This is a genomic window from Streptosporangium sp. NPDC020145 (genome assembly GCF_040631275.1).
Lineage (GTDB): Bacteria > Actinomycetota > Actinomycetes > Streptosporangiales > Streptosporangiaceae > Streptosporangium.
Genome location: NZ_JBEXZT010000022.1, coordinates 58,009 through 70,753, shown reverse-complemented (window position 1 = coordinate 70,753; position 12,745 = coordinate 58,009). Strand labels below are relative to the sequence as shown.

At 72.2% G+C, this 12,745-nt stretch carries 11 protein-coding genes; 6 read left to right on the top strand and 5 right to left on the bottom strand.

The window, feature by feature from the left end; all coding sequences use genetic code 11:
• Positions 1-10 precede the first annotated feature (10 nt).
• Together ABZ463_RS30765 and ABZ463_RS30760 are read left to right on the top strand one after the other, a co-directional pair.
• Positions 11-1,615, top strand: a complete 1,605-nt coding sequence (locus ABZ463_RS30765) for a DHA2 family efflux MFS transporter permease subunit (protein WP_362781373.1) — start codon at positions 11-13, stop codon at positions 1,613-1,615.
• Between the two features lie 29 nt (positions 1,616-1,644).
• A complete protein-coding gene (locus tag ABZ463_RS30760; RefSeq protein ID WP_362781371.1) occupies positions 1,645-2,853 on the top strand; it encodes an MFS transporter in 1,209 nt (402 codons plus the stop codon).
• Between the two features lie 106 nt (positions 2,854-2,959).
• Here the strand turns inward: ABZ463_RS30760 and ABZ463_RS30755 are convergent, their stop codons facing one another.
• Positions 2,960-3,847, bottom strand: a complete 888-nt coding sequence (locus ABZ463_RS30755) for a GDSL-type esterase/lipase family protein (RefSeq protein ID WP_362781369.1) — start codon at positions 3,845-3,847, stop codon at positions 2,960-2,962.
• A gap of 167 nt (positions 3,848-4,014) precedes the next feature.
• Between ABZ463_RS30755 and ABZ463_RS30750 the strand changes: the two genes are divergently transcribed.
• Positions 4,015-5,244 carry an isochorismate synthase gene (locus ABZ463_RS30750; protein ID WP_352012525.1) on the top strand — a complete coding sequence of 410 codons (1,230 nt, stop codon included), beginning with the start codon at positions 4,015-4,017 and terminating at the stop codon, positions 5,242-5,244.
• Between the two features lie 15 nt (positions 5,245-5,259).
• Here the strand turns inward: ABZ463_RS30750 and ABZ463_RS30745 are convergent, their stop codons facing one another.
• Positions 5,260-5,886 carry a YigZ family protein gene (locus ABZ463_RS30745; protein ID WP_352012526.1) on the bottom strand — a complete coding sequence of 209 codons (627 nt, stop codon included), beginning with the start codon at positions 5,884-5,886 and terminating at the stop codon, positions 5,260-5,262.
• A gap of 418 nt (positions 5,887-6,304) precedes the next feature.
• Between ABZ463_RS30745 and ABZ463_RS30740 the strand changes: the two genes are divergently transcribed.
• A complete protein-coding gene (locus ABZ463_RS30740) occupies positions 6,305-7,981 on the top strand; it encodes a penicillin-binding transpeptidase domain-containing protein (protein WP_362781366.1) in 1,677 nt (558 codons plus the stop codon).
• A 56-nt stretch (positions 7,982-8,037) separates the two neighbouring features.
• Positions 8,038-9,999 (top strand): DUF6596 domain-containing protein, encoded by a 1,962-nt coding sequence (locus ABZ463_RS30735; RefSeq protein WP_362781364.1) that lies wholly within the window; start codon positions 8,038-8,040, stop codon positions 9,997-9,999.
• Positions 10,000-10,010: 11 nt separating this feature from the next.
• Here ABZ463_RS30735 and ABZ463_RS30730 read toward each other — a convergent pair whose 3' ends face one another.
• From ABZ463_RS30730 to ABZ463_RS30720, 3 genes are all read right to left on the bottom strand, one after another.
• Positions 10,011-10,379: a DUF4440 domain-containing protein gene (locus tag ABZ463_RS30730; RefSeq protein ID WP_352012529.1), complete on the bottom strand. Its 369-nt coding sequence runs from the start codon at positions 10,377-10,379 to the stop codon at positions 10,011-10,013.
• Positions 10,380-10,427: 48 nt separating this feature from the next.
• On the bottom strand, positions 10,428-10,880 hold the full coding sequence (locus ABZ463_RS30725) for a MarR family transcriptional regulator (protein ID WP_352012530.1): 453 nt from the start codon (positions 10,878-10,880) through the stop codon (positions 10,428-10,430).
• A 62-nt stretch (positions 10,881-10,942) separates the two neighbouring features.
• Positions 10,943-11,626 (bottom strand): response regulator transcription factor, encoded by a 684-nt coding sequence (locus ABZ463_RS30720; RefSeq protein ID WP_352012531.1) that lies wholly within the window; start codon positions 11,624-11,626, stop codon positions 10,943-10,945.
• A 108-nt stretch (positions 11,627-11,734) separates the two neighbouring features.
• Between ABZ463_RS30720 and ABZ463_RS30715 the strand changes: the two genes are divergently transcribed.
• Positions 11,735-12,721 carry a sulfotransferase gene (locus ABZ463_RS30715; RefSeq protein WP_362781361.1) on the top strand — a complete coding sequence of 329 codons (987 nt, stop codon included), beginning with the start codon at positions 11,735-11,737 and terminating at the stop codon, positions 12,719-12,721.
• The last annotated feature ends 24 nt before the right edge of the window (positions 12,722-12,745 follow it).

Sequence of the window (12,745 nt, the reverse complement as noted above, 5' to 3'; positions counted from 1 at the left end):
GGAGCCACGGATGAGCAGATGGCGCGGCGACCCATGGGCGGTACTGCTGACCCTCAGCCTCGGATTCTTCATGACGCTGCTGGACATCACCGTCGTCAACGTCGCCATCCCCAGCATGATCGGCGAACTGCACGCGTCACTCGACGAGATGCTGTGGGTGATCAACGTCTACGTCCTCGTCCTCGCCGCGCTGCTGATCACCTCCGGGCGCCTGGGCGACGTGCGCGGGCCACGCACCATGTTCGTCGCAGGCGTCGCACTGTTCACCGTGGCGTCCGTACTCTGCGGACTCGCCCAGGACCCGGCCCAGCTCATCACCGCCCGCGCCGTACAGGGGCTGGGCGCCGCGGCGCTGGTGCCGCAGACGATGACCATCATCATCGGCACGTTCCCGGCCGAGCGCCGCGGCGCGGCACTCGGCGTCTGGGGCGCGGTCGCCGGCGTGGCCACCATCGCAGGCCCCACGCTCGGCGGACTCCTCGTCAGCACGACCGACTGGCGCTGGATCTTCTTCGTGAACGTCCCGATCGGCGCCGTCGTCCTCGCGATGGCCCTCACCCTCGTTCCCGACACCCGGCACGGCTCCCACCGCAGACTGGACATGCCGGGCGTCACACTCGCCACGGCCACACTGTTCTGCCTGACCTTCGCCCTCACCGAAGGCGAACGATACGACTGGGGCACCGCAATCCAGGCGTTACTGGGCGGCGCCGCGCTGTCACTGGCGGCGTTCCTGATCCACCAGCGCAGCCGGCAGGGCGACGAACCACTGCTGCCCTTCGCGCTCTTCCGCGACCGTGGCTACGCCGTCATGAGCTTCGTGTCCGCGACCGTCCAGGTCGGCATGATCGGCCTGTTCCTGCCGGTGATGATCTACCTGCAGTCGGTGCTGCACCTCAGCGCCTTCACGGCCGGCCTGGTGATGGCGCCGGCGATGATGGTATCGGCACTCCTGTCACCGCTCGCCGGCCGGATGTCGGACCGGATCGGCGGCACATACATCCTGATGGGCGGCCTGACCCTGTTCGCGGCCGGCCTGACCTGGCTCGCCTGGGTCACCGACGTCGGCCGTACGGGATGGGAGTTCCAACCCGCCCTGATCGTGACCGGGGCCGGCATCGGCTGCGTGTTCGGCCCGATGGTCACGGTCGCCCTGCGCAACGTGGAACCCGGACTGGCCGGAGCCGCCTCCGGGGTGCTGAACACCATCCGGCAGATCGGCACGATCTGCGGCAGCGCCGCGGTCGGCGCCGTACTGCAGAACCGCCTCGCCGCCTCACTCCACACCGAGGCCGCCAAACAGGCCGCCGACCTTCCCGCCGGCATCCGCGACCGGTTCCTGACCGGCTTCGACAACGCCGCAGAAAGCGGCCTGGAAGCCGGCGCCGCACTGAGGCCACCCCCGGGAACACCGGCGGACCTCGCCGAACACATTCACCGGACGGCGGAGTCGGTGTTCGAGCACGGATTCGTCCACGCGATGCGGCCGACCCTGGCACTGCCCATCGCCGTGATCGCACTCGGCGCCCTCTCCTGCGTCCTGATGCGACGCCGCCGCCCAACCGGCCACCGGCCCGGCGTCCCCGAAACCACCGGCGGCCAGACGGCCAACTGAAGCCGATCGCCACGACATAATGCGGCAGAGTGACTTCCCCCCAGACAAGCCTCAGAGGCCACGCCGACTTCCAACGGCTCTGGACGGGCCTGGCCATCAGCCAACTCGGATCGGCCGTCGGCATGGTGGCACTGCCCGTCGTCGCCGTAACCGTCGTCGAAGCCTCGACCTTCCAGGTCGCGCTGCTGTCGGCACTGACCGCGATCACCACCGCACTGCTGGCGTTTCCCCTCGGCGACCACGTCGAGTTCAGAAACAAACGCCCAGTGATGATCACAGCCGACGTCATCAGATTCGCCTGCCTGGCGAGTGTCCCGATCGCGGCGGTCACGGGCCTTCTCACCTTCGTGCAACTGGGCGTGATCGCCGTGATCAACGCCGCGTGCCAGATCGCGTTCACCGCCGCCGCCCAGGCCCACCTCAAAGCGCTGGTCTCGGCACAACAGCTGATCGAGGCCAACAGCCGCCTTGAGTCGACACGCTGGCTCGGCGTCTCGGCCGGCCCCTCGCTGGGCGGCGCCCTCATCGGCTTCCTCACCGCGGCCGGCTCCCTGGCCGTCGACGCCCTGTCCTTCCTGGTCAGCGCGGCAGCGATCAAGACCCTGCGCGCCCCGGAGCCGGCCCCGCCCACGCGCGACGAACGCTCGTCACGACGCGCGGAACTGTTCGCCGGATGGCGCTTCGCCTGGGGACACCCGACGCTCCGGCCGATCCTGATCAGCTGGGTGACCTTCGCCGGCGCCAGCTCGATGGCGGCCTCGGTGAGCGCCGTGTTCTACCTGCGCGACCTGCGCTTCGACGCCTGGCAGTACGGACTGCTGATGGGAGTGCCGTCACTGGGCGGGTTCCTCGGCGCCAGACTCGCCCCGAAACTCGTGACCCGGCTGGGAGCCGTACGCGCCCTGTGGTGGACCGGCATGCTGCGCGGCCCCTGGTATCTCCTCATCCCGGCGGCGCTCCCCGGCACACCCGGACTGCTGATGTGCGGCTTCGGGTTCGGCATGGTCCTGCTGTTCGCCGGTACCGCGAACTCCACCATGGCCGGATACCGGCAGGCGCAGACCCCTGACCACCTGATGGCCCGCGTGGCCACCCTGTGGTCGTTCGCCACGACGGTCACCCAGCCCCTGTTCATCCTCCTCGGCGGCCTCACGGCGACCTGGACCGGCACCCGCACATCACTCTTCGTCGCCGCGGGCGTGATGTGCGCGTCCGCCGTACTGCTGCCTCGCAGATGAGGCCCCGGCAGGCCCTTCACGTCCTCGCCGAGGGGGTTGGCCTCGCCTCTGTTCGTGATTTTCCCCCGCCAGGCGCCTTTACAATGTAGATTTTTCCTTCGTCCGATCAAGGCTGAAGCTCCGGCCGCTCGAACCAGTCACGGACCACCGGGTAGGTCCGCTGCGCGATCAGCCGCTGCCCCGCCGCGTTCGGGTGGAAGAAGTCCCACCTGCTGACCTGGTTCAGGGTGAACGGGCAGTCGAACAGGGCGTTGCCGTCGAACCTGCAGGCCGGGCCGTACGCCGCGCAGACCCTGGCCAGGGCGGCGTTGTAGGCGGCCACCCGGGCACGCACCCGGTCACGGCGGGCCCGGTCGGCCGGGGCGTCGGAGGACGCCTTGGCCAGCATCGTGGGACAGATCCTGCCGACCGCCCAGAAACCACGCGCCACCAGGTTGTCCCTGCCGACCCGCCACAACCGCTTCAGATCGGGCACGCTCGCCAGGAACACCCTGCCGCCGGGCCTGGACCGCTTGAAAGCGGCCAGCGCCCCGGCCACCCGCCGCTCGTAGACGGAGACCGGGGTCATCAGCCGCTCCTGCTCGGCGCAGGCGTCCTGCGCGCCGACCAGCACCGTCACATAGTCGGCCCGCCGCGCGACCGCCTGGCCGACCTGGGCGGCCAGGCCCGCGCTGGTCGTTCCCGGCACGGCGAGGTTCACCTCGCTCCCGAGCGCGGGCCCCGCGTTCAGGTCGAGCAGGCGCATGTAGTGACTCTGGACACCCACGTCGTCGCCGGTCGACCAGGACCGGGAACGGCAGGAGACGTACCAGCCGCAGGCGTTGAAGCCCGCACTGATCGAGTCACCGAGCGCCGCGATCACCGCGGGACGCCACGGCCCCCGCACGTCAGGGGCCGAAGACGAGACCGCGGGTGAGGCCTCAGCCGGGCAGACGGCCCACGGGGCCGTGAACGCCGCCGCCGCCGTGAGCACCATCACAGTCCTGCCGGGCATGACACCTCCGCCTGAGAGATCACCAGTGCTTCGGATGTATCACCGCAGGACACCGGGCCGCCCGCCGCCGACCGGCCGCTTTCGGATTTCTTGACGGAGCACGGCGCCCCGGCCGGGCGAGGGACCGGGCTCCGGACGCGGCCGGAGCGCGGAATAGAGTGTTCCGGGTGAGTGTCGCGCTCGGACTGACCCGCCCCCTCGTGGTGAGAACCACCCCCGTCGACGACCCCGTCGATCTGCTCTCCCGGCTCCCCGAGGCCGCGCCGTACGCCTGGATCAGGCGCGGCGAAGGCCTGGTCGCCTGGGGAGAGGCCGCGCGGGCCGAGATTCCCCCCGGTCCCGGACGGTTCGGCTGGGCCCGCGACTGGCTGGCGGCGACCCTCGGCGAGGCCCATGTGGACGACGGCGTCGGCGTCCCCGGCTCGGGACCGGTCGCCTTCGGCTCCTTCACCTTCGACGAGGACTCCCCCGGCTCCGTCCTCGTCGTCCCCAGGATCGTCCTGGCCCGCCGTGCGGGCCGCGCCTGGCTGACCACCGTCGGCGGGCAACCGCTCGACCTGGTCACGGCACCGCGCGACCCCGGCAGGATCCGCTACGGCGACGGCAGCCTGACCGCCCCCGAGTGGGAGCACGCCGTGGCCAGGGCCGTGGCGCGGATCAGGTCCGGCCGTCTGGAGAAAGCCGTGCTCGCCCGCGACCTGACCGCCGTCGCGGAACGGGCGATCGACGTGCGTGTGCTGCTGGCCCGCCTGACCGGCCGCTACCCGGACTGCTACGCCTTCTCCTGCGACGGGCTGGTCGGCGCGACCCCCGAACTGCTGGTCAGGCGCACCGGCGAGACCGTCGAGTCACTGGTGCTCGCGGGCACGACCCCGCGGGGTGCCGACGAGACCGACGACAGACGGCGCGGCGCCGCGCTGCGCGCCTCGGGCAAGGACCGTCACGAGCACGCCTGCGCCGTCGACTCCGTCCGGGCCGCCCTGGCCCCGCTCTGCTCGGAGCTGAACGTGCCCGCCGAACCCGAACTGCTGGTGCTGCCGAACGTCCAGCATCTGGCGAGCCCGGTGACCGGCCGCCTTTCGGCGGGCGCCTCGGTGCTGGACGTGGTCGCCGCCATGCATCCGACGGCCGCCGTCGGCGGCACGCCGACACGCACGGCCCTGGAGGTCATCCGCGAGCTTGAGGGCATGGACCGGGGCGGTTACGCGGGCCCGGTCGGCTGGATCGACGCCCGGGGCGACGGAGAGTGGGGCATCGCGCTGCGGTGCGCGCGCGTCGACGGCTCCCGCGCCCGCCTGTTCGCCGGCTGCGGCATCATGGGCGACTCCGTCCCGGCCGCCGAACTGGCCGAGGCCCAGGCCAAGTTCCGGGTGATGCAGTACGCCCTGGAGGGCTGACCACCCGGGCCGGGGTCAGGCCCGCAGGTGGATCGCCTCACCCCGCTCGACCTCGGCGCCGCCCGAGGTCAGGGTGGCGACCCAGTCGGGGAAGGCCGCCAGGTCGCGCTCGCGCACCGCGACCTGGAAGGAGACCTCCGCGCCGTAACCGACCTGCCTGACCTCGTACGGCGAGGCGCGCAGGTCGTTCTCCAGGCGCCCGGCGCGGACGTGGTCGACGGTCACCGTCATCACCCTCGCCGGGACCATCTCGGCCAGCGGCGCCAGGTCCAGGGTCTTGCCGACCGCGGAGCCGTACGCCCTGACCAGGCCGCCCGCCCCCAGTTTCACCCCGCCGAAGTAACGGGTGACCACCGCGACCACGTCGCCCATCCCCCTGCGCAGCAGGGTCTCCAGCATCGGGGTGCCCGCGGTGCCGCCGGGCTCGCCGTCGTCGTCGGCCCTGCGGGCGCCCAGCTCTCCCCCGACCGCGTAGGCCGAGCAGTTGTGGGTCGCGTCGGCGTACAGCCCCTTACGGGCCGCGACGAAGGCGCGCGCCTCCTCCTCCGAGCGGACGGGGGCGAGAGCGCAGATGAACCGTGACCGCTTGATCTCGATCTCGTGCTCGGTGACGCCCTCCGGGGTCAGGTACGGCTGGGCCATTTCTCCAGGCTACTCGCCTTTACAAAGTAGATTCACGGCGCCCCGGGCTTGACCGGCTCGCTACGGGCCCGACGGCCGGCTCGAAGCCCGAGAGCGTGCCGGCCCCGTCACGGACGGTCGCGCCACCCGGGCCCGGTGCGGGAGCCCTGCTTGTCGGGTTCCCGATTTTCGCGCGTCTTTCCGCGAACCGGGAAAACCCATCTCTTACTAGCAGATGTCTGAATTTCTGGAGAAAGCTTGATGTAAGGGAATTCGGTCGCGTATCCCATCTGTTTCATCCACGGCGATATTCAGCACGTCCCAGGATTATGGATTTCACACTATATGGTGCACAATCAGGGACGCGCAGCCGTACGGACGATGGACGAGACCGTTTCCGGACGTTCGCGTGCCCCCGTCGAGACCTCCGGAGGAGGACATGCGCGGCCGGTTGGTTCTCGCCCTGATCGCCCTGGCGCTCGCGATCGCCGGGTTCGGCGTGTACGGGGCTTTGATCGTCACGGACGGCGGTTCCACCTCGCCCACGCCGACTCCGAGGGCCGCCGGAACCTTCGTCTTCGAGCCGGCCGAGACCCCCGCGCCCGAAACGTCGCCCCCGGTGTCCCCCGCTCCGTCGTCGCCTCCGCCCGTCGCGCCCCCTGCCGCCGTCCAGGCCACCACCCAGGCCACCGTTCAGGCCACTGTTCAGGCAGGGGATCCGCAGGAGGTCGCGGTGAGGTACCTCGCCGCCTGGCAGGCCGGGGACCTGGCCGCGATGGCCGGCCTCGTCTCGGCTCCCCCCGCCGACTTCGCCGAACGGCACCGCCGCTTCGACGCCGAACTGCGGATCACCGCGCCGCCGTCCCTGACCCCGCAGACACCGCGGCGGCGCAGCGCGCTCGAAGCCGAGGTGCCCTTCCAGGGGGTACGGCAGATCACCGGCCTCGGGCCGTGGCCGTTCTCCTCCGTGCTGCACCTGGTACGGCACGCCGGCCAGTGGCGCGTCCGCTGGACCCCGCAGACGATGCACCCCTCGCTCGGCGAGGGAAGGAGCCTGCGGCTCACCGAGACCAAGGTCAGGCGACCGGCCACGCTCACCCGCGAGGGCCTGCCGTTCCCCTCCGGCAGCAGGGCGGGTGACTACTTCACCGGGCTGGAGGGCACCACGACCGAGCTGAAGCTGCGGGAGCTCCCCTCGGGACGGGTCCTGCTGGCCTCCCCTTCCAAAGGGGGTGAGGCCGCCCGCACCACGATCTCCCAGGACGTGCAGAGCGCCGCGGCCCACGCCCTGGACGGCCTGCAGGCGCCCGCCGCCCTCGTGGCGATCGACCTGCGCACCCGCCAGGTGCGGGCGGTGGCCGACACCCTGGGCGGCAAGGGCGCCTTCAACGGCCTCTACCCGCCCGGCTCGACGTTCAAGGTGGTGACCGCCGCCGCGCTGCTGCGCACCGGGCTGACCTCCCGGTCCCCGGTCCCCTGCCCCGCCGCCTACACCATCCCCAACGCCAGGCGCTTCACGAACGCCGAACCGGCCGACCGCGGCGTCCTCCCCCTCACCACGGCCTTCGCGCTGTCCTGCAACACCACCTTCGTCCAGCAGTCCTACGAACGGCTGCGGGACGGCGGCCTGCGGGCCGAGGCCGCCGACCGGTTCGGCTTCAGGGAGAAGCCAGGCCTCAGCTCCTGCCGGATCAGGCCGCACACCGACCTGAACGAGCTCGGCTCCGACGCCATCGGGCAGAACTCGGTGCAGGCCAGCCCGCTGTGCATGGCCGAGGTCGCCGCGGCCGCCGCGACCGGCGTGTGGAAACCGGCGGTCATGACCGAACGACCCCCGGCCGACTCACCGCCCGAGGTGCCGATCGGAGACGAGGTGGCCGCGCAACTGCGGGACATGATGGGCGCCGTCGTCACCCAGGGCACCGCCGCGGCGGCGGGCCTGCCCCCCGGCACCGCGGGCAAGACCGGCACCGCCGAGGTCGCCGGAGGCCACTCCCACGCCTGGTTCATCGGCTACCGCGGCTCCCTGGCCTTCGCGGCCTTCGTCCAGAACGGCGGCAGCGGCGGAGCGACGGCCGCCCCGGTCGCGGCCCGCTTCCTGAACGCCCTGCGGTAGCCCTCCAGCGCTTCGCCGGTTTGCGAGCCGAGGTGACGGATGCTGTCATCGATGCCGTGACGGACGTCCATCGCACGGTCGGCGCGGTCTGGAAACTCGAATCGGCGAAGATCGTCGCCGGTCTCACCAGGCTGGTGCACGACGTCGGCCTGGCCGAGGAACTGGCCCAGGACGCGCTCGTCTCCGCGCTCGAACAGTGGCCGGACTCCGGTGTCCCCGACAACCCGGGCGCCTGGCTGACGGCCGTCGCCAAACGCCGGGCCGTCGACCACATCCGGCGCGCGCGGCGCCTCGAACTCGGTGACGAACGCCTCACCCGGGAGGCGGACCAGCCGCCGGACCCCGAGCGGGACCCCGGACAGGACGACGTGCTGCGGCTGATGTTCGTCTCCTGCCACCCGATCCTGGCGACCGAGGCGCGGGTGGCGCTGACCCTGCGGCTCGTCGGCGGCCTGACGACCGCGGAGATCGCCCGGGCCTTCCTGACCGACGAGCGGTCGATCGCCCGCCGTGTCGCCGAGGCCAAAGGTGTCCTCGCCGAGGCGCGGGTGCCGTTCGAGCTGCCGCGGGGCCCCGAGCTGGCCGGGCGGCTGGCCTCGGTGCTGGAGGTCATCTACCTGATCTTCAACGAGGGATACTCGGCGACCTCGGGGGACGACCTGACGCGTCCCGCGCTCTGCCTTGAGGCGCTGCGCCTGGGCAGGCTGCTGGCCGGGCTGGCGCCGTACGAGGCGGAGGTGCACGGGCTGGTCGCGCTGATGGAGATCCAGGCCTCCCGCGAGGCGGCGCGTACCGGTCCCTCCGGTGAGCCCGTCCAGCTGCACGAGCAGAACCGGGGGCGCTGGGACCGGTTGCTCATCCACCGTGGCTTCGCCGCGATGCTACGGGCCAGGCAGGCGGGCGGCACGCCGGGGCCGTACGTGCTGCAGGCCGCGATCGCCGTGTGCCACGCGCAGGCGGCGAGCGCCGAGGAGACCGACTGGGCGCGGATCGCGAGCCTGTACGAGGCACTGGCCCTGCTGCTGCCCACCCCGGTCGTGCGGCTCAACCAGGCCGTGGCGGTGGGGATGGCCCACGGCCCGCAGGCCGGGCTCGACCTGGTCGAGTCGCTCACCGGGGATCCCGCGCTGCGCGACTACCACCTCCTGCCCGGGGTGAGGGGCGATCTGCTGGCCAGGCTGGGACGGTACGAGGAGGCGCGGCTGGAGTTCGAGCGGGCCGCCCTTCTCACCGGCAACGCCGCCGAACGGGACTTCCTGCTCCGCCGGGCGGAGGGGTTCGCGCTCCCCCACGTGGCCGGGCCCACGCTCGGCCAGGCCGTACGGGGCTTCCTGGCGCGTGAGGACCTGGACGCGGGAACCTCGCGCTCCTACGGGCAGACACTGCGGCGGCTGTGCCTGGCCCTGGGCGAGCGCGCCCCGCTCACCTCGATGACCCCGGAACACGTGGCGCGGGTGTTCGAGACGGCCTGGGGCGGTTCCGCCGCCAGGACGTGGAACCGGCACCGCTCCGCCGTCCGCTCCTTCTGCGCCTGGGCCTCGCTGGAGGACCTGTCCGCCCGCCTCGACCGGCGCGCCGAGACCGGCCCGCCCGCCGAGATGATCGACCCGGCGCTGCTGGCGGCGCTCTGGGAGCGCGACGACCTGCCCGTGCGGGAGCTGGCCCTGTGGCGGCTGCTGCACGAGTCGGCCGCCGGAGTGCGGGCCGTGCTGTCGCTGAACGTCGAGGACCTGGACCTGGAGGATCGCCGGGCGCTCTCGGGCGGCGTCTGGATCGGCTGGCGCTCGGGGACGGCTCGGCTGCTGCCCCGCCTGGTGGCCGGCCGGGCCCGCGGCCCGCTGTTCCTCGCCGACCGCAGACCCGGGCCGTCCCGGCGGCCCGTCCCGGCGGATCTGTGCCCGGAGACGGGGCGCGGGCGGCTTTCCTACGAACGGGCCGAGTATCTCTTCAAGCGGGCGACCCGGTCACTCGACCCCTCGGGCGAGGGCTACACGCTGCGCCGGCTCAGGCCCCGGTGACCTGGGCGGAGTCAGAGCGTGTTCTCGTGCAGGTGCACGATGCGCCACTCGTCTCCGGAGCGCCGCAGCACGGCGGTGGTCCGCACGATCTCCGGGGCCCCCTGAGCGAAGTCCACGCGCAGCAGGTATCTGGCCAGCGCCGTGTCGCCCCACACGTCGACGACCTCGTCGTGGGCCCGTAGCCCCGTCTCGGCGGGACCGTCCTGCGGGCGGGCGTCACGGACCTTGTCCAGTTGCTCCCTGCTGGTGATCAGCACCTGCTCCGCCGAGTCCCAGATGGTCGCCTCGGGATGCAGCAGCCGGTCGATCCCCGGCCGGTCACCGCGCAGGTAGGCCTCGTACATCGCGGTGATGACCGCCCAGACGGCCTCGTGTGCCACTGCTTCCCCTCTTTCGTTGCACAGGCCTTGGCCCTTTACAAAGTAGATTCACTGACTGGCCGTGGCCGGGCCGCCGAGGTTGCCGAGCATCCGCTGCAGCAGCGCCAGCAGTTGCTCGACCTCATCGTCGGAGAAGCCCTCCAGGAGCCTGTGGGCGATGTGCCGGAAGACCGGCATCAGGCGGGGAACCAGCTCCCGCCCCTCCCCGGTGAGCTCGATGACGACGGACCTGCGGTCGCCCAGACGGGGGCTCCGCAGGATGAGGCCCTTGGCCTCCAGACGGTCGAGCAGCCTGGTCATGCCCGCGGTGTCGGTGCCGAGCTGCGCGGCGAGCTGGTTCGGGCTGCTCTCGTGCCGCGCGGCGTGCAGCAGGACGGCGGCCTGCTGGGTGGTGACGTCGAAGGGCGTCAGCTGGGCCTCGGTCGCCGCGCGCAGATCACGGCCGACCTGGCTGACCAGGGAGCCCCCGCCGAGCACGAGCCGCATGTGCCGGGGTTCCATGCGGTCATGCTAGCCGCCCGGCCGTTTCACCGTCATGACGGCCGGGCGTACGGCGGCGCCTCTCACTCCCGGTCGTCGAGCAGTCCCGCGTCGTGCACGAGCAACGCGATCTGGACCCGGTTGTTGAGGCCGAGCTTGGCCAGGACGCCGGAGACGTGGGTCTTGACCGTGGGGACGCTGAGGTGCAGCAGCGCCCCGATCTCGGCGTTCGACCTGCCTCCGGCGAGGGCGAGGGCGACCTCGCGCTCGCGGTCGTTCAGCGCCGCGAGGCGTTCCAGGGCTCGGGCGCGGTGCCGGTCGCGGCCGGTGTCGGCGACCCGGGCGATGAGGCGCCTGGTCACCGCCGGGGACAGTACGGGCAGGCCCCTGGCCACCTGACGCACCGCGGCCACGATCTCCTCCGGCGGGGTGTCCTTCAGCAGGAAGCCCGCGGCTCCGGCACGCAGCGCGCGCAGCACGTGCTCGTCGGCGTCGAAGGTGGTCAGGACGACGACCTCGGGCGCTCCCGCCCTGGCCCGCAGGGCCTCGGTCGCGCTCAGGCCGTCCATGACGGGCATCCGGATGTCCATCAGGACGACGTCGGGGGCGTGCCGGGAGACCAGGGGCAGCACCTCGGCGCCGTCACCGGCCTCGGCGACCACCCGGATGTCGGGGGCGCCGCGCAGCATCATCGACAGGCCCGCGCGCACCAGCGGGTCGTCGTCGGCGATGAGCACGCCGACCGTCCAGGGCTGCGAGGCGGTCATGGCGGTCAGGCTAGCCAACCGGGCCTCCCCCGGGCCACCCGGGCGCTTGTCTTCGCCCCAGGAAGAGCTATATTTGCGATAAAATAAGTAGGAATTAGGGGTAATACGATGCCGCTGCCAGACTTCCTCACGATCGGCGCCCCCAAGTCCGGGACGACGGCCCTGCACGCCGCGCTGTCCCGTCATCCCGGGCTCTTCCTGTCCCCCGTGAAGGAACCGAAGTTCTTCCTCAGCGACGGCCCGCCGCCCACCAGGGGCGGGCCGGGCGACGCCCAGACCTACCGTGAGCACCTCTGGCGGCGTGAGGACTACGAGGCACTGTTCGCGCGGGCGCCGGCCGGGGTGCCCAGAGGGGAGTCGACCCCGTTCTACCTCTACGACCGGGCCGCCCAGCGGCGCATCAGGAAGACCATCCCCGGCGTCCGGCTGATCGCGGCGCTGCGCGACCCGGTCGAGCGGGCACACTCCAACTGGACGCACCTGTGGTCGGCCGGGCTTGAGCCGGTCGGCGACGTGGTCGAGGCCTGCGCCGAGGAGGAGCGCAGGATCGCGGCGGGCTGGGCGCCGTTCTGGCACTATCTCGCGCTCGGCCGGTACGGCGAGCAGCTCGAGCACCTGTTCACGCTGTTCCCCCGCGAGCAGGTGCTGATCTTCCGGTACCGGGACCTGGTCGACAGGCCCGTCGCCACCCTCGACCGGATCTGCCGTTTCCTGGGGGCCGAACCCGGGCTGATCACCGAGGTGCCCAGGGAGAACGTGACCGCCCACCCCGAGCCGACCCGCACCCACCGGGCGCTGTCGAGGGTGCTCCGCACCGGGGCCGCGGTCGGCCGGTTCCTGCCGCCCCGGATCAGCGGCGCCCTCACCGACCCCCTCGAACGGCGCCTGCAGCAGCGCGCCCGCGCCCGGCGTCCGCTGACCTGGGAGCAGCGCGAGCGGCTGATCGGCCACTTCGCCGAGGACGTGGCGCTGCTGCAGCGGGTGACCGGGGAGGACTTCAGCGACTGGCTGCTGCCCCGGGAGCGTTCCGGCGGCCTGGTCGGCACCCGTCCCGACGGTCAGCGCCAGGCCAGGAACGGGCGCCCGCAGGTGTGAGCGCCGGGTTCCCGGGAGAGCCCC